This window comes from Chryseobacterium wanjuense, from assembly GCF_900111495.1.
GTDB classification, from domain to species: Bacteria; Bacteroidota; Bacteroidia; order Flavobacteriales; family Weeksellaceae; genus Chryseobacterium; species Chryseobacterium wanjuense.
Genome location: NZ_FOIU01000001.1, coordinates 663,828 through 682,387, shown reverse-complemented (window position 1 = coordinate 682,387; position 18,560 = coordinate 663,828). Strand labels below are relative to the sequence as shown.

Genomic DNA, 18,560 nt, shown 5'->3' with positions numbered 1-18,560 from the left:
TATTGGTTTTCCTGAATTCAGGAAAACCAATTTTCTATCAGATCTGCCAACCATCAGTCTATTTTTAATTTGTAACATTGATTAAGGTTATGAATGGATTACTCTGGTCAATATGCCTACTCTGTCTTACCACATTAGGAATAATGTTTTTGCTCAAGAAACTTAAGCAGCCTTACCTGATTGCCTATATTATGGCCGGTATTGTGCTCGGACCTCACGTATCGGGGGTTTTCACTGAGCCGGACGAGATAGAACTTGTCGGCGAAATAGGAATTATGCTCCTGATGTTCTTTCTGGGAATGGAAATTGATGTTCCCGATAACCGAAGTTTGCTTGTAAAACCTGTCATAGCACAAAGCATAAAAATACTTTTGAGTATCATCTGTGCCTTTTCAGTAGGCTATATTATAGGGCTTTCTTTGAACAGTATCATTCTTATCGCCGTACTTTTTGTATTTAACAGTACTGCAGTAGTCAGCGAATTTTTGAAAAAACACCATACTTTAAAAACAACCTTTGGAATAATGATTCTCAATATGCTGATTTTTCAGGATTTGCTGTTAGCTCCTGTCCTAATGATGCTCAAAGTCTGGAATAAGGATGATTCCAGTTTTGTGAATAGTATGCTTCCCATTTTGGTATGTATTGCTATTTTTTTTGTTCTGAAAAAAATAAGGACTGCCCAGGAGATCAAATTACCGGAATTTTTCAAGACCATAGAAAACGACCATGATCTACAGGTTTTTTCGGGACTTCTTATTTGTCTGGGATTCGGACTGCTGGCTGAAACAGCCGGATTAAGCAGCGCCTTAGGGAGTTTTATTGCCGGTGTTCTGGTAGGAAGGATAAAAACATTCCACTGGCTTGAGCATTCACTCATTCCTTTCAAGATTTTCTTTGTTACCCTTTTTTTTGTTTCCATAGGGCTGCGTATTGACATTTCTTATCTTTATTTTAACTTCCGCTTCATCCTGTTAGGAGCATTTTTTGTTCTGATCAGCAATAGTATCATGTCAGCTATTATTTTCCGCTTACTGAGATATAACTGGAAAGACAGCTGGTATGGAGGAGCCCTGCTCTCGCAGACAGGAGAATTCGGTATTCTGGCATTGTCTATAGCCTATAAAACAGGGATTATCGAATACAGCTTATATAAAGACGGACTTGGCATCACATGCTTATCACTGCTACTCTTTACGATATGGATTTCGGTGCTCAAAAAACTTATTGAAAGAAAATCAGTTATCCCACATTAAATGGACTTGAATATGTGGTATCGATTTTAATTCTCCTCTCTTCATTGGTTTATTTATTGCTGTATGTTCAATCACTCCACAAAATATTTTGATATGATTTTAATGAGACTCTAAACTCCAAGAATTTCACCAATAGTCAGTCATCAATAAAATCCTCGGTAAGGATTTTTTATTGCCATAATATGATATGCATAAAAGTTTTTTATCATTATTCCAACCTCGATCACTATTAAAATAAGATTGAGTATTTACTGTAACTAGTTGGGGGGGGGGGGGGGGCCAGTCATTCTCTTTGGGAATTTCAATAGTGCATCGGAGAATTGTAGTGATTCTAATTTTATCTTCTGGAGCTGTAATACCAATACTGAGCATATCTATATTTTTCACAATAATGCAATGAAGTTATAAATAAAAATGTTTATAATCCATTATATAAATTTTCATTTACACCTGCTTTTACATTTGTACATATTTACATTTTTAAATTCTCTTCAAAAAATTAATATATACATTAATCAACAAAAAGTATTGCAATATATTCATATTAATAATAACCTTTACAATAGCTTTTGTCAAATATTCCTTATTTCCGCCTGACGATAAATAGTAACAACCTCCTTTTCCTAGATTTACAATGTATTTCTTTTTTATTCAATTCTTTCACAAACAGAATTACTCCAACCATAATTCTCCCGATCCTGTATAAAAATACCCCCTTTCGTATCATTTTGAGATTATTTAATATGAAAGTGCCAACTGGCCTATATCAATCAATATTATAGGGAATAATCGCGACAATAGATGAATGTGAATTATCAAACCTCATGACCAAATATTTTCCGCCATTTTGCAATGGTAGTTCTGCTCATTTTAAGTTTCTTTGACATAAAATTATCCGAAAGATTGTGTTTTTTTTGATAATGCAATAATCTTAACACAGTTTTTTTATCGTAATTTTTAAGCTGTTGGTTTTTTTTCAAGTTCTTTTTCGACGAATCAGAGACCAGTGCATTAATCTTAAGAACATCTTCCATTGTGTTTAAATTATTCAGAAGATGCAAAATTTTCGGATCATCCAATTTCTCAGGCTGCTTCTCTTTTAATAGGTCATAATAAATTTTTTTGTAATTAGGCCGCATAGAATTCTTAATTTATTAGTTTATTGATATTGGTTGGTATATAATAGGCACCCACCGATAAGGCTATATCTTATCACTAAATATACAAAATTACCACTCGATTGGTCTTCCGCCGGCTCTTCCTTTTATTCTTGCAGATTGTAAACCGGCATTAATTCTTTCTCTTATCAACTCTCTTTCATATTCAGCCAAAGAAGCCATTGTTTTTTAAGATTGTTATGTTCCTATCTGACTTCCGTATATTTGTTTCCTGCCTTCCCGAATTTCTATCCTGTCAATTAACAAAGCTAAAGAGCCTGGATTTGCATTTCCTTTTGTTACAGCTTCTTTCATCATTGGTAAATATTTTTTTTGCGTTTCCAAATCTGAATGTTGAATGACAAGAAATAATGCACTATTGGCTTGTGCGCCTACTTTGTCTTTACCAACCCAACCTTTTTCATCTAATATTTTTTTTACTTTTAATACATTAATTGAGTCTTTCTGAATTGTTAGTTTCCAAAGGTCTTGCATTTCTTTAGAATCTTGAGCGAATTTTTTTTGAGTTTCATTGATTTGAATTCTATATTTTTGGTCTTCGTCAAGAATTGTCAATAATTCAGCCTGCAATGGTTTGTCATAATTTGCTTCCATTAACTCTAATTTTTTTTCTAACTTTTTAATTGTTTTCCCCCATTCTTTTTTTGAATGTAAATTTTCTAAATCAGTATCAGAATTTAAGTGCTTTAGATTTGTCCAACCTTGCTCTATTGATAAGTTCAATCATTTAAATGCTTTTTTTGTATTTCCTGCTAAAGAAGATGCGCATGCGCCATTATATAAGTGATTGGGATTTTTACTTTCAATTTTAAAAGCTTTATTATATAAATCAGTAGACATTTTATAATCTTTTGTTTCATATAATTTATCAGCTTCACTTATTAATTTTGAATATTCTTGAGCATTAATGCTTGTGAATAAAAATAATAATAACAAAGTATACATATTGTTTCTCATTTTTTCTGTATTTAATTGCTAAATTTTAGATATTTAAGTTCTGTTTTCAAAATGTCTGCTAACTTTCAAATTTACGCATTGCGTCAATCTGATTTATATAACTTTCGTAAAGCCATGTATGCTGCTAATATAAAATTTATTTTGATGATATGATTGTTAAGTGTTTACCAAAAAATTTTCATTCTAAGTTTTCGATGGATTGACAAATCTTTTATTTTTAGGGTAAAAACATAAAATTACCTCCATTCCTCAGCTCAAACTACCTTTAGCCACATTCAGCAACTCGTCAATCAAAACTTATTTTTTAGTGATGTTTTAAATTGAAATGTGATCTTAAAAACGTTTTTTAAAAAATTAAAATGAATCGTTTTTGAGATTTATTTTAGTCGTTTCAAGGTATGGGATGGTCACTTTGTATATAAATACACTGTGGAACAAACAATTATATGACTAAAGATTTTTTTTTTCAAAACAGAGTAAGTTCAATAAGATAACTTAACAAAATATAACCGACTATAAATCAATTAATTAATTATTTTTCTTTTTTCATTTTCGAAAAATGGAAAAGCTTTTTATTTTGTAAAAATTTTCTTCTTTATATTTTTACAAAAAAACTACAGTGTAGTCTGACAATTTATACTAACAAAATCTATACAATTTATTCAAGTAGATTCTAAAAACAACGAAAATGAAAAAACAACTCTTAATAATTTTTGCTTTAATCTTAGGGATAACCATTAATGCACAAATAGGAATTAACACACCTTTCCCCGTTTCTACATTATACATTAATGCTAAAAATCCTACCGGCACTTCCACAAATGTAGACGGCTTGGTGATTCCCCGTGTAGACAGGCAGAGAGCACAAAGTATGGTAGGTATTGTTGTTTCTACCATGATTTATGTAAATAACGCTGCTACCGGCTCTCAGGCCGGTAACGCTGTAAATATTGATACTGTAGGATTTTATTATTTTGACGGCAATGTATGGCAAAAGTTTATTACAACAGCAACAACACAGAAAATATTTGCATATATTGGTAAAAACCAGGCTCAATTAATGCAGCAGGGTGATATTGTATGGCAAACTAAAACAGGAGTCAATGCCGACTTAATTAGTGTATCAGGCAGCAACATAACTTTACCTCCCAACAAAACATTTTTATTGCATGGCAATGTAAGCTGGCTTTACAGCTCCACGGTACCAGATGGTGAAGCATGGATGAGATTTCATTTTTTGGACGCCACCACAGGAAACCGAGTAGGTGTTGTTAATATTACAGGGTACCAGGAGGCTAGTACAGAATCTGTGAAGGACGCAGGAATAAGTCTCGCCACTTCCGTTATCCAAACGGGTAATACGCCTGTGACTGTTAAGTTAACTACTTTCGGACCTTCATATACCTATGGACTTTTTCCGAATGATCCCTTAGGCAAGACCCCTGCTACCTATATTCTTATCCAGGAACTATAGCAATATATGAAAATTAACAACAAGAAGATTAAAATATCCTTTACTTTGTAGTAAGTTCTTTTATAAGGACCATTTGGAGTTGTTATGATCCCTTTGGATTTTATGGAAAATCTATTATTTATGAAGATAGGTATTAAGATCACTCCCTTAACACATGCGGTACCCTCCCAACATTTGATATGCAAATATATTTATCTCTATCAATTGGAGAAAGTTGATAATGAAAATATCATCACTTGAAAGCATTACATCCGTCACTAAGATGTAAATCTCAGTAATATTGACCATGTAGTATCCACTAATTTCGGAGCAAACTGACCCCCTAATTTCAGTTCAAATTGACAACCTTGTATTCGAAATTTGCAATAAAATACTACAGATTTTTTCATGTTGTTACAGTCATATATTCGTAAAAAAATTACAGGTTATGGCAAATAAAATAACAGACATGAGTAAAATTAGAAAAGTCATTAAATTCTATAGAAATCGTACATACCATGAAAAATATAAGGAATAGAGAAATTGTAAGAAAGGTTCTTACTATATATCCTTAGTTTTTCCAAAATCAGCAATTCATTATAACTAAAAAAATTTTGTGTTTTAACAACAAGAAAGCGGGAGTATTCTTACTCCCGCACACAAAAACACTGAATGTATATACTTTAGTATCAACAGTGAAATTTGATTAAATAGTTTTTAAACTTTTGTCAATGCCTTAAAATACGATCAGATTACATCCCAATCGAGTAAAAATAAAGTTCGCTCTTGTTGTCTCAGATGATTAAGCTTGCTTGTAAATTAGCTAGAAATTACAAGATCACATAGGCAATTTATTTAAGATTACGATATTCCTCATAAGACATTTCACCGTTCTTAATTCTTTGTATCTCTTCAAGATGCTTGCTAATATTTTGATCTAGTTCAGGATCAATGGAGATAGAGCTGTTATCTTTAATTTTATATTGTCCATTTAATACCCCAAAATAATAATATTTAAAGTACATGTCAAATTGTTGCGGAGTCAAAGCGTTTGCACTGAGTAAATAACCTAAACGGACAGCAGATCTTCTTTGCGATGGAATACCGTGATGACTAGGATCCGTTATATTAAAGTCACCTATAGCTGCAGCATAATTAGCGGCTATCGCAACTTGTTGAAAACTGACCTGGTTGCGTCCAAGATAATATCCAGACAATCCGTCTGCTTCAAGCTCTATACCTCTTGAAGTATTTTCTGTTATTATTTGAGGCAACTGGAACTTGTATTGAATCTGGTGCCCATACTCATGCCCTAGAATGAATACATTACCGATATTTCCTGCTTTACTTTTTGCGTCATTATAAAAAGTATATCCATAATAAATCATGGAGCCATTATCGTATGATATGGCATTCATACTCCCGTTTGGATCCACTGGGTCATTTACAAACATCATTTGAACAGGAATTCCCCAAAAATTAATTAACTTATTCAATTCAGATCGCATGAAACTCGTATCTTCCGGATTGTTCAGACCAGCAAGAAGTACAGATGTTTGAGTCCAGCCCTGCCGATCTACTGCTGCTGCCTGTTTGCCTTCTAAAATAGTTTCATCATCGTTTGTGTTACATGAGGTTAATATAACCATTATGGATTATTATAAGGACTATAATTCAAATCAATCTCCCTATCCTTATATGGTTCCATTCAGCAGAAGACAGCTGACCAGTTTAACAGGCTTATGCATTGAAACGGTTATCCGGACCGTCAAAAAAATGGAAAAGGGAAAGTCTTGAGAATTGAAAAAGGCAAAATTTATTATTAAATGATTTGAGAGTTACCAATGATAAGCAATCGTAAAATAGTTTTTTATTCTGTTTGGTTAGGGTTCCTTAATCCATCGGAACGTTAGGTTAATCCGCTCTTTCATCGGGACTGAAGATTTAGCAATACCATGGCTCCCAGTGCTCCTGCATATCCCCTTTCATAATCAGCAAAGAGTCATGCGGAAGGGGCAGGCTGTATTTGCTTTGATGATGATCCATTTTTCTAAAATCAAAATTTCTGGTTTGTCCCAAACTGATTGACGCAATCACAGGCCTTTTGCCGTAACGGCTTTCCTTATCCACCGAATCATTATTATCACGGTACAAATTGAGCAGTACTCCGTTGAACCGATAGCCGAATTCTTTTTCTATCCTCTCTTTAAGCAGCAAGAGTTCAGGTATCCATGAATCAGTAGGTAAAGAATTTTCCTCCGGGTTATAGGATTTATTACGCTCACCGTACCAAGCCGTAAGGCGTGGTGTTAAAACCATTTTATCATACATCTTTTGGGTCCGCTGCTCCCAGGGAACAGTATGCAGCAGTTGGTCTTTGAGCATGTCGGCTTCTGCTCTGCTTAAAAAATCTTCCTGATATTCTATAAGGTCTTTGGGAAATTCATAAAATTCTTTTGCATCAAATAAACTCAGCTGATCCATTGTAATTCTATCTTAAATTCTTAACTTTATGCTGTCCCATTCAAAAAAGGGATTTTTTTTTCATCATTTGTGTTTTATAACTTCCCTTCGGGGAAGTTTTTACTCATTGTTATTCAAATGAAAAAGTTTCGTTTCCAAATTACTGATACTCCGTTTTGCTTCATCCACCAAATCTTTAAGCTTGACATGATCCGGAAGATAATGAGGTTTATAATCCTGGGGTAAAATCCCTCGTACATAACGCCATATCTGGATCATATCCTTTAAAGGAATATCGTACGGATCATAGAATGTATTATCTGCGACTACCGTTATACTTCGGGTATTTTTTTTTACAAATGTTTTGAAGGTATAGCCCTGTTGGGTGATAAACATATATTCTTTTCCCTTTTTTAAATCATCCAGGGTTTCGACATATTCCCCTATCACACAGGTTCCGTCAGCAAAAGGCGGCATTGAATCCCCGTCAGCCATAAATCCCCTGAATATTCCATGCCCCAAAAACGGAAGCTGGATTCGCGGAAGGCTTTCAATATATTCCGGATCACTAAAGCCTTTCAGATACCCCATAGAAGCTTTCTGAGGGACAATTTCAATATATTTGTTTCCTTCAGGATCAATCACTACGGGCAGTAAAATTTTATTGTCTGGAAGATTTACCAGGCTATCCAAAGGATATTTCCTGATATCGATACTCACCAAAAGGTCGATGCTCACTTTATGATACCTTGATATCCTCAGCAGGATCTCAATAGGTGGCTCCGATCTGCCATCTTCATATTTTGCATACCGCTCTCTTGTAATGAAAAGAGCATCGGCAAGCTTCTGTTGCGATATTTTTTCCTGATCTCTCAAAAACCTGATATTTTCTGCAAAAACTGACATTGGTATAATTTATACCAACAAATATAAACAATTTGATCCAAATAGTATCTAATTTTACACCGTGAACCGAGCGATTGTACATATGGACCTGGATACATTTTTTGTATCCTGTGAGAGGCGTAATAACTCCCAGCTTCAAGGTATCCCTCTGATTATAGGAGGCGGAGACCGGGGAGTGGTAGCTTCTTGCTCGTATGAGGCAAGGAAATTCGGAGTCCGTTCCGCAATGCCGATACGCATGGCTCAGAGGCTTTGCCCTGATGCCAGGATAATTCGCGGGGATTATGAACTGTATTCCAATTTATCACATACCGTTACTGAAATTATCCGGGAAAAGGTTCCGGTCATGGAAAAGGCAAGTGTAGATGAATTTTACCTTGATCTTTCCGGAATGGATAAGTTCTTCGGATGTTATCAGTGGACACAGGAAATTGCATCAGCCGTTACCAAAGAGACAGGACTTCCTATCAGCTTTGCCTTATCGACGAATAAAACAGTCTCAAAAATCGGGACGGGAGAGTCAAAGCCTGTAGGAAGGCTTGAAATTAAGGACATGGAGGTAAAACCCTTCTTAAATCCCTTGTCCATTAAAAAAATTCCGATGGTAGGAGACAAGACTTTCCAGCTTCTTTCAAGAATCGGTATCCGTACCATCCACACCTTATCCGAGATGCCGGTGCTGGTACTTCAGCAAATGATTGGGGTTAACGGGAAAGAGCTTTGGAAAAAAGCCAACGGCATTGATGAAAATCCGGTTATCCCCTATTCTGAAAGAAAATCCATCTCAACCGAAAGGACTTTTTCAAATAATACGATGGATATTATTGAGCTCAAAAGACTCATATCCGGGATGGCAGAACAATTGGCCTATCAATTGAGGCAGGAAAAATGGCTGACCTCTACAGTTATCATTAAAATCCGTTATGCCAATTTCGATACGGAGACCAAGCAATGTAAAGTAGCCTATACTGCTGCTGATCATACGCTTTCGAGAGTGGCGCTGGAGCTTTTCAACAAGGTGTATACAAGACGGATGAGGCTCCGGCTGGTCGGCTTGCGCTTTACAGGCTTGGTCCACGGCAGCCATCAGATGAATCTTTTTGAAGATACCGAAGAGCAGATGAGGCTCTACCAGACCATGGATTATCTTAAAAATCGATTCGGAACGGGGGCTGTGGGCAAGGCATCTGGTTTTGATTTCGGAAAATAACTTTAACATCTTTACTATGTTTCTCAATTGTCATTCTTTTCACAGTCTCAGGTACGGGACCTTATCCGTTGAACAGCTGGTAAAACAGGCATATGAACAGGATATTAAAACTTTGGTTCTGACAGATATTAATACCGTTACCGCAATCTATGATTTTAAGAAAGAATGTGAAAACTACCATATCAAACCTATCGCAGGAGTCGAAATACGAAAAGAGGATCGGCTTCTTTATATCGCTATTGCCAAAGAATTTTCGGGAATCGGCGAAGTCAATGTCATGCTGACGGATTACCATTGCCATGGCCGGGAACTTTCTCAAACTGCACCAGAATTCAAGGATATATTTGTAGTCTATCCCTTGGATCAAATTCCTTCCATCTTAAAAGCAAATGAATTGATAGGGATTCGTGAAGACGAGCTTACCCTTTTAATTCGTCCTGAGCTTGCCCTGCTGATTCCAAAAATGGTGATCCTCCACCCCGTTTCTTTCAGCACAAAAAAAGAGTACAGCCTTCATCGGATTTTAAGGGCGATTGATAAAAATATATTGTTATCAAAATTAAGCGACCAGGATATAGCCCGTCCATCAGAATATTTTACATCTGAAAACACCATCCTGGAAGCTTTCCGGCAGTATCCAAGGATTATAGAAAATACAAAAAAAATCTTAGAAGCCTGCAGCTTTGATTTTGAATTTAAAAAGGTCAGGAATAAACAATGTTATACCCAGTCAAAAGAATCTGACTTAAAGCTATTGACAAGATTGGCATATATAGGCTTAAAAAGACGCTACGGAACGGATCATAAAATTGCAGGAAAAAGGATTGAGAAGGAACTGGCAGTCATCAACGAGCTTAACTTTTGTTCCTATTTCTTGATTACATGGGATATTGTAAGGTATAGCAACAGCCTGGGGTTTATGCATGTGGGGCGTGGAAGCGGGGCCAATTCAATTGTCAGCTACTGCCTAGGCATTACCGATATCTGCCCGTTGGAACTGGATCTTTATTTTGAACGGTTCTTAAACCTTAACCGGATGACCCCGCCGGATTTCGATATCGACTGGAGCTGGCAGAACAGGGATACCATTCTGGAATATATCTTTAAAAGATATGGGAAAGACCATGTGGCTTTTTGTGGAACTAATGTAGAGTTCAAGCACAAATCCAGGTTCAGAGAAGTAGGAAAAGCTTTTGGGCTACCTAAAGAGGAACTCGACGAATTGACGAAAAAACCCATGGAAACCCATGAGTCCAATTCAGTGATCCAAACCATTCATAAGTACGTTAAGTTATTGGAAAGCTTTCCTAACCAAAGGAGCATGCATGCCTGTGGAATTCTGATTTCAGAAGACCCCATTACGAACTATTCCGCTTTGGAAATACCGCCTAAAGGATTCCCTATCGTTCAGTTTGATATGAACGTAGCGGAAGATATCGGGCTTGAGAAATTTGATATTCTTTCCCAAAGAGGTTTGGGAACGATCAACGATACAGTCAATCTTATCAAGAAAACCAGAGGCATTAACGTTGATATTCGCGATACAACCCTATCCAAGGATGAGGAAAAAGCCAATGAATATCTGGCCGTAGGGAAAACCATCGGGTGTTTCTATATAGAATCTCCGGCCATGCGGGGACTCTTAAGAAGATTAAAATGCAGTGATTACCGCACCCTTGTAGCTGCTTCTTCCATTATCCGGCCCGGTGTGGCACAAAGCGGTATGATGCGGGAATACATCTTCAGGCACAACCATCCTGACCAATTTGAATATTTTCATTCGGTGTTTCAAGAGCATTTGAAGGAAACCTACGGAATTATGGTGTATCAGGAAGATGTGATTAAAATTGCCCAGTACTTTGGAGGACTTTCTTTAGCGGATGGGGATATCCTACGAAGGGCAATGAGTGGCAAAGGCCGCTCCATTAAAAAGCTTCAGGAAGTAAAAGCCAATTTTTTTAATTCCTGTAGAGATAAAGGGCATTCGCAGGAGTTGACCGCCGAAGCATACCGGCAGATTGAATCTTTTGCGGGATATTCTTTCTGTAAGGCGCATTCGGCATCCTATGCTGTGGAAAGCTATCAGAGCCTCTATCTGAAAGTATATTATCCGTTGGAATTCATGGTTTCCGTGATTAATAATCAAGGAGGTTTTTACCGTACTGAAGTTTATATCCATGAGGCAAAAATGTCAGGTGGAAATATTCAGGTTCCTTGTGTTAATACAAGTGAGTTTCAAACCATATTGAAAGGGAAAAGTATCTATTTAGGACTTATGCTTTTGGAAGGCCTGGAAACAAGAATAACCAATACTATTGTTGAAGAACGTGAAAGAAACGGCAATTATACATCGTTGGAAGATTTCATAAGGCGTATTCCCATCGGTATTGAGACTGTACAAACCTTGATATTCGTCGGAGCATTCCGCTTTACCGGGAAACCTAAAAACGAACTGCTTGTTGAAGCCCGTATATTGCTGGTGAATTTTAAACCTGAAAACAGGGGCATGTTATTATTTGAGGAAGCTGTTCCTCAGCATCGATTACCCCGGTTAAAACGAGAAAACTTTGAAGATGCTTTTGATGAAATCGAACTCATCGGATTTCCTGTTTCATGCACTCCTTTTGATCTGCTGCAAACCAAGTACCGAGGCTCTGTTTTTGTAAAAGACCTTTTACAGTATCATAAGAAACAGGTAAAAATGTTGGCCTATCTTATTGCCAGGAAACACGTTCCCACAAAAAAAGGAACCATGTATTTCGGAACCTGGATCGATGTAAATGGTCATTACTTCGATACGGCACATTTTCCGGACAGCCTGAAAAAATATGATTTTCAGGGCGGCGGCTGTTATTTGCTATTGGGAACCGTGGAAGTTGACTTTCATTTCCCTTCCATTACCATCCATAAAATGGCCAAAATGCCGATGATTCCCGATCCCCGGTATGCTTATGATAAAGATAAACAATACGATATCCACCGCCACATCAAGGAGGATGTGAGTATGACCTTCAGGGAACCTTATCCTCAGGCGCATGAAATAGGACTACCCCGTCAGATGTTCGGCACTCAAACAAAAAGTTAAAATTGCTTTATAAGATAAATATAACTTCAATCTTACTATAAGCTGAAGATATCAATTAAAGCAAATTCATCAGCATTTAGTGAATATTTCATTATACAAAGGAGTATAACTAAAATTATTCACAAATTACTTGCATACAATTAATGTTTTTTATAAATTTACCCTACCGCTTCGCTTAGTGGTAATAGATCTTTTTGCCTCTCGCCCCTGAGAGGCAATTTTTATATATAAAAAATTCACTATCTTTATAAAAGGTTAACGATCAGTTAGTTTACAACCTTATCAATAAGCTTCTCTTCTGAGAAGCTTTATCTTTTCTAGTTATAATTCAGTCCTAATAATCTATTCAAATAAAATACTGTTTTACAGACAAACCAGAACTTTTACCTGAAGATATTCTAAGCCACAATCCTGACTCTGACTTACTTGACCGATTATTTCTCTATTAGCCCCTTATATTTGATACAGCAAATTGTAATCAGGTTAAGCAGAATAATCACTGAAAAGTAATAATAGTACTTTTTATATGCCTGAAATACAAAGTATATGAATGTAAGATCGAAAGTAAGAAACATGATGGAATTTTTTTGACCTCGTCTATTTCCAGATTAACATCGATCTTATGCCCCCAACAATAGGAATAGGAATAAGACTAAATTATTCGATCTACTGGATATGAAATAGGATTTCTAGGAAATATTTTGTCCTTCTAAAATTTCGAAGATTTCATTAGGGCTGTGAAAAGTTATTATTTCCAACAACGGGTTTGCTACAAAAAAAAATTTATTATAACAGGAAACTACTTGTTAAAATAAAACAAACTTAGTTAAATAAACCCCAATCCCTTATGCTATGGGTTGGGGTTGGATTCTGAAAAGTCTTGAATACCATTCTCTGGTTAAATGTAATTTAGCTATGTAATCAATAAGGATTTCTTTTTGGCAAAAACTATTTTAAATATTTATTACCAAAAGGACTCCGTATCTGACAATAATTACAAAATAACCATTATCAAGAACGGCCTCTTAGGAATAATTAGTTATTAGTTTTCTCAAAGTTAATTCCTTTACAGGCTATCAAAAAACACCACTAGTGGGTAAAACCAAAAAATCACTGGTACCGGTGATAGAAGACAATAAAATCTCATGCGTCTTGTTTAAATTCTTTTGATATTTCTTTTTACCTATCCTTTGTAATAAACATAATATTTAACCTTCAGTTAATCCAAAATTAAAAATGTTTTAATTGCAACTTTCATTTTATCATCTGATCATTTTATATTTATAAATACACTTACAAAGCAAGTGTCTACACTTACAGGCAATATCATCCCATATAATCATTTTTAGTATCATGGCTTGTGCTTCTTGAGTATATTAATAGCTTAATTCACTAAAACAATATTACCATGAAAACAAAAATTCTGCTATTATCTTTGGCTCTTTGTGCCTGTATATTCAGCGCACAGATGCCCAAATGGACGGTAGGTAATTCTTTAATAGATTTTTCTGGGACCTCACCCACAATTATCAATTCATTAGGCATCAACACCGGTGACCTGTGGTCTGTAAACGGATTTTATGATGAGAACAATAATCTTCTTTTCAACAGGACAGGAGGAGGAATCAATCAAAATACCTCATTTGCACAGGAAATGGGAATCATCAGAGTGCCGGGAAGCTGTAACAGGTTTTACCTTATCGGAATTCCTCCCGCACCGGTTGGCGGAACAACATCATTATATTACAGCATGATTGAGGTTTCCAACGGATCTGTGAACTATGTTCCCGGCTATTATATGGTTAACCTGGGATCCATGAATACATTAATGGGATCAATAGCCATTTCTAAGTTAAAAGCCGATAATACACGTTTTCTTTTTGCAACGGCAGGCGAAAGCAGAAGATTTAGAATTTCAAATACCGGTATCACCTATGAAGCAACAATTATTAGTAATATCAATGATATTTCTGATGAAGCAGATCTTTATGAAGATCCGGTTTCCGGAAATATGAAGCTGGCTCTGGCTACTTATGCAGGCTTTAAGGTGTATAATCTGAACAACCAGGGCGGATACATCAGCACATGGTCTGTACCCTCATCATTTGGGGTACAGAATGTAAGGGGGCTTGAATTTATTGACAGTAATAGGCTGCTCGTTTCACAAAATAATAATGTTGCGCTGAAACGCGGTCTTGCAGTCATAAACATGGCTTCTGGCAGCATATCCTATATTCCGGGCTCTCAACAATACCTTGACTCACATATTGAAAAAGCGATCGATGGAAAGTTCTATACTACTTCGGGAGAATTTCCTCCGTATAAATTGGCTTCGGTTGATATTGTGAATTTAACAGCTACTGAGGTTGTAACACTTCCGGCTATCGGCCGTTACCATGTAAGGGCTCTCCCCGAGCAGGTGGATAATGAAAATTATTTTACTGTCAACCACAAGCAAGATCTGGCATCATATGACAGCCCTGTGGATACAGGTCTGGAACCAAACCCTAGCGCAAACACATGGATTAATATCTACCAAAGTCCCGATATATGGAATAGAGTAACTAATTCCGGGCTAAACCTTATCCATGAAAATCCGGGATATTCGGGTCCGGGCTCCAATGTTATGAGATTCAGAGTACACAACCAGAGCTGTCATACCTCATCCCCTAGTTATGCAAGACTTTACTGGACAATGGGGTCAACGGGTGAAACCTGGCCTGATTCCTGGATAGGTGTGGGAGTAGGAAACATCGGAGGTATTGCGGCAGGAGGTGAATTGAATATTCCTTATACGGGCTTTAATCCTTCGAATATATATGTTCCGGGTTATGGTTTTAAGATACCGGCTTTGGCACCCGGAGAGGAATACATTATAGATGCAAAGTGGCATCCTGTAAATCCAAGCATTTATGGAGCCAATGCAGATAATGTGATCTGTTTTCTGGGAAGAATAGATGATCCCAATGACCCGATGCATAATGAGCAAGTTGGACCTATTGAACCCAATGTAGTGAATAACAACAACATCGTTACCCGAAACACCAGACTGGTAAACCTGAGCGGTGTATATCCTTTCAGTGGAAGCGGCTTCTTCATAGGTAATTATTTTAATGATGAACATCATTTTGACATCCGTTTCGAGCGTGTAAAAGATTCGGGAATACCATTTGAAAATGCTGGCAATGTTACCATAAAACTCGATCCCAGAATATGGCAGAGATGGATAGAAGGCGGAAAGCAGGGAGAAGGGATACAGATCCTGAATTATGACCAGCATGAAATCCTCGTCACAAATATATCGAAAGCCATATTAAAAAACATACGGCTACAGGCAAAAGAATCGTTACCTGTTACAGTCAATTTCAATCTGGTTAATATGAATATCAATACTCTTCAGGAATATGATTTTGCCGTTTCTCAGGTCGCATCTGATAAGCCATCAGAGCAGTATGGCAGTGTATGCCATTTTCTGGTAGACATAAACAGAGAAGACCAAAATGAAGAATATCTGGAAAAACAAAGCGGTAATTCCTACTCATTATTTTCGGATGATCTTAAGCTGTCTCCAAATCCTGTTTCAGATATAGCCTTTCTCAGCTTTACTTTAAAGAATGATGCGAAAATTACCGCAAAAATAACAGACTGGCATGGAAAAGAGATAAAGAGCCTTATTTCCAGTGAACTGAAAAAAGGTAAAAATAGTATTCAATTCTCTACGGCAGGTCTACCGCAAGGAAGTTATATGGTAAATATCAGCTCAGGCCTTGAGAACAAATCCCTGCAGCTCATGGTAAGACATTAATTATAAATTTTACATTGTAAAGGTATAAAGGTTGTTTCACTTTTGAGACAGCCTTTTTTGGCTCTGGTTTTTAACAAGAAGATCTTTTCTTTTTTCATTGAGTTCCTGTAATCGCTCCATCCGGTTTCCGTCTCTGCTCTTCTTTGTAGTCGAAACAGATAATCTAGGTAATTATATACCTAATTGTACAAAATAGTATCTTTATTTAAATTATGAGTTTTGCTATTAAATACAAATTTAAACCTGACAGATCATTGGCACTTACTATTTTATATTTTTGATTTGGTACACTGAAATATATAGTTGCCCAATAATAAAGGAGATGGCTTCCTGTACTTCTTTTCTTCCGTCTTGGCTTTTCAAATCCAGTCCGCAAATGTATTATTATTGGAAGAAGGGTGAATAAATACTCATTCATTTTCGTGGTATTTTCTTACAATTAAGAAAGATTACTGCTTTAAAATATTATGGATAATCTTAGTAAGCTTTTTGTAATTTCTTATAAAATGATTACTTCATTTTGTTATGCTTTACTATAAAATCCAATGCATTTCTTTCAATCTCCTGGCTAGATTTAAAGGAATTACTTAATAACCAAATATCTATCTTTTTACGATCAAAGAATAATTTTTTACCGTTAGGTTTGGAATAAGGAATAAGGTTATGATGAACCAATTTATAGATATAAGACTTTTTAAATCCCGTATAGTCTGACAATTCATCGGTATTCAGGATATCTTTTAAACCAATAATATACTTTTCGATTCTATTGAGCTTGCTTAAGATTCTATCATTTTCCATAATAAAGTTCTTTTATTAAGCAAATTTTGATCAATACGATTTAAGCTTATTGAAATGAGCATTAATTGGAATATAATGGCCTACTTTTTCCTATTTTTACGAATAAATATCACTAAGATAAACATCACAAGCTCTTACGTCTTATTAAAAATTGTCAATCTTTATGATCAATTCAGGGATTATCTCAGCAGCCTCTTTCATTTTTTGATCCACTATTTTTGCATAAATTGCTGTGGTTCTTATTTCACGGTGTCCCAGCCTTTTTGAGACGGTGTATATGTCGGCTCCGTTTTCCAACAAAAGAACAGCATTCGTATGCCTGGCACTGTGAAAGGTAATATGTTTAGGAATTCCGGCACGATTACACCAGCGAACAATCTCAGTATTGTAGGTCACTCCATATTTTAACCCTCGAAAAACCCTATCTTGTTGATCCTGTCTTTCACCCAATAGAGCCCGAGCCTGAACAGAAATATAAAGATATTCCACACTGTCAGTTTTTTCCTGCCTAAAATTAACTCTACTCATTTCTCCCTCATCACGAACTTCCGACCATATTAGCATGTTGATATCCGACCATCTTAGACCCGACAAGCAAGAAAACAAAAAAGCCCTTTTTAAAACCGGATATTTGCATTCAGTTTTAGCCAGTGATTGTAGTTCGTTAAATGTCAGGTATTCTCTTTGGCTTTCCGCCTGTTCAAAAGACTTTACTTTTGAAGCATAATTAATAGTTAGATACCCTTCATCAAAAGCACTTCTTAGGCAAGCCTTGAATTTATTAAAGTAAGAATATTTAGAATTCAACGATAACGGAAGATCACTCTTGGTCTTAGCGTCTTTGTCAAAATAATCTTTAACCCTTTTGATAACAGTTGGATCAATTTCTTCAAAGAGTAAATTTTTCGGTAAGATTTTTTTTAAGTGGTGAAGTGTAGAATACCAATTTCCATAATTGTTTACTGAGCTTGATTTTTCTTCCGTTTTTTCTTCGAAATATTCCAAAAACCTTCTCTTCCCTTTTGATGTATTTTTAATATCAAATTTTCCCTGAACATACTCTGTTTTTCTTATAGCCAAAATATCTTCTGCTAATTTTTCATTTTCTTTATTAGCTTTTTTTTCAGAAGCAGATTTGGGATTTTCATACAAATAAATTTTCAGGTATTCGAAATCCCTTATATGAATTCGTTTACCATTACTATCTGTATTTGATCCTTTATAATATTCTATATACAGACTTATTCTTCCATCTTTAAGTTTCTTCTGTTTTAGTGTAATCAGCATATTTGTAAATTAAGGTGTACAATTGTACACCTTTTCTTATTTGAGGTGTACATAAGGTGTACCAAATATAAAAATAAAAGATCACATGAGAAAGTAAAAAAAACAGTAAATAACTGAAAATAAACTAAAAGAAACAATAAGAATTCAAAAGAAAACATA

The 18,560-nt window shown here is 35.8% G+C and carries 13 protein-coding genes; 5 read left to right on the top strand and 8 right to left on the bottom strand.

The window, feature by feature from the left end; all coding sequences use genetic code 11:
• Nucleotides 1-89 precede the first annotated feature (89 nt).
• Nucleotides 90-1,256, top strand: coding sequence for a cation:proton antiporter (locus BMX24_RS03105; RefSeq protein ID WP_089790611.1), 1,167 nt, complete (start codon nucleotides 90-92; stop codon nucleotides 1,254-1,256).
• A gap of 1,229 nt (nucleotides 1,257-2,485) precedes the next feature.
• Here the strand turns inward: BMX24_RS03105 and BMX24_RS20960 are convergent.
• The 3 genes from BMX24_RS20960 to BMX24_RS03085 are packed head-to-tail and all read right to left on the bottom strand — an operon-like array spanning nucleotide 2,486 to nucleotide 3,391.
• Nucleotides 2,486-2,596, bottom strand: a complete 111-nt coding sequence (locus tag BMX24_RS20960; RefSeq protein WP_449390475.1) for a recombinase family protein — start codon at nucleotides 2,594-2,596, stop codon at nucleotides 2,486-2,488.
• Between the two features lie 15 nt (nucleotides 2,597-2,611).
• Nucleotides 2,612-3,157: a DUF6624 domain-containing protein gene (locus tag BMX24_RS03090; RefSeq protein ID WP_089790608.1), complete on the bottom strand. Its 546-nt coding sequence runs from the start codon at nucleotides 3,155-3,157 to the stop codon at nucleotides 2,612-2,614.
• Nucleotides 3,158-3,391, bottom strand: a complete 234-nt coding sequence (locus BMX24_RS03085) for a hypothetical protein (protein WP_089790607.1) — start codon at nucleotides 3,389-3,391, stop codon at nucleotides 3,158-3,160. It abuts the gene before it with no gap.
• Between the two features lie 688 nt (nucleotides 3,392-4,079).
• Between BMX24_RS03085 and BMX24_RS03080 the strand changes: the two genes are divergently transcribed.
• Entirely contained in the window at nucleotides 4,080-4,865 is a 786-nt protein-coding gene (locus BMX24_RS03080; RefSeq protein WP_089790606.1) for a hypothetical protein, read from the top strand.
• Between the two features lie 830 nt (nucleotides 4,866-5,695).
• Here the strand turns inward: BMX24_RS03080 and BMX24_RS03075 are convergent.
• The 3 genes from BMX24_RS03075 to BMX24_RS03065 all read right to left on the bottom strand — a co-directional run bounded on the left by BMX24_RS03075 (nucleotide 5,696) and on the right by BMX24_RS03065 (nucleotide 8,213).
• Nucleotides 5,696-6,493, bottom strand: coding sequence for a hypothetical protein (locus tag BMX24_RS03075; RefSeq protein ID WP_089790605.1), 798 nt, complete (start codon nucleotides 6,491-6,493; stop codon nucleotides 5,696-5,698).
• Between the two features lie 295 nt (nucleotides 6,494-6,788).
• Entirely contained in the window at nucleotides 6,789-7,328 is a 540-nt protein-coding gene (locus BMX24_RS03070; RefSeq protein WP_228404659.1) for an alpha-ketoglutarate-dependent dioxygenase AlkB family protein, read from the bottom strand.
• 99 nt (nucleotides 7,329-7,427) lie between these two features.
• A complete protein-coding gene (locus BMX24_RS03065; RefSeq protein WP_089790604.1) occupies nucleotides 7,428-8,213 on the bottom strand; it encodes an XRE family transcriptional regulator in 786 nt (261 codons plus the stop codon).
• 61 nt (nucleotides 8,214-8,274) lie between these two features.
• On the opposite strand from BMX24_RS03065, the gene dinB reads away from it, so the two are divergent.
• The 3 genes from dinB (at nucleotide 8,275) to BMX24_RS03050 (ending at nucleotide 16,313) form a co-directional block, all read left to right on the top strand.
• Nucleotides 8,275-9,423: a DNA polymerase IV gene (dinB, locus tag BMX24_RS03060; protein ID WP_089790603.1), complete on the top strand. Its 1,149-nt coding sequence runs from the start codon at nucleotides 8,275-8,277 to the stop codon at nucleotides 9,421-9,423.
• Between the two features lie 16 nt (nucleotides 9,424-9,439).
• Entirely contained in the window at nucleotides 9,440-12,508 is a 3,069-nt protein-coding gene (locus BMX24_RS03055; RefSeq protein WP_089790602.1) for a DNA polymerase III subunit alpha, read from the top strand.
• A gap of 1,408 nt (nucleotides 12,509-13,916) precedes the next feature.
• The gene (locus BMX24_RS03050) at nucleotides 13,917-16,313 is read left to right on the top strand and encodes a T9SS type A sorting domain-containing protein (protein WP_139176705.1); all 2,397 of its coding nucleotides are present in this window, start codon (nucleotides 13,917-13,919) and stop codon (nucleotides 16,311-16,313) included.
• Between the two features lie 510 nt (nucleotides 16,314-16,823).
• Here BMX24_RS03050 and BMX24_RS03045 read toward each other — a convergent pair.
• A complete protein-coding gene (locus BMX24_RS03045; RefSeq protein ID WP_089790600.1) occupies nucleotides 16,824-17,114 on the bottom strand; it encodes a helix-turn-helix transcriptional regulator in 291 nt (96 codons plus the stop codon).
• Nucleotides 17,115-17,258: 144 nt separating this feature from the next.
• Complete coding sequence (locus BMX24_RS03040; RefSeq protein ID WP_089790599.1) at nucleotides 17,259-18,401, bottom strand: site-specific integrase; 1,143 nt, start codon at nucleotides 18,399-18,401, stop codon at nucleotides 17,259-17,261.
• Nucleotides 18,402-18,560 lie beyond the last annotated feature (159 nt).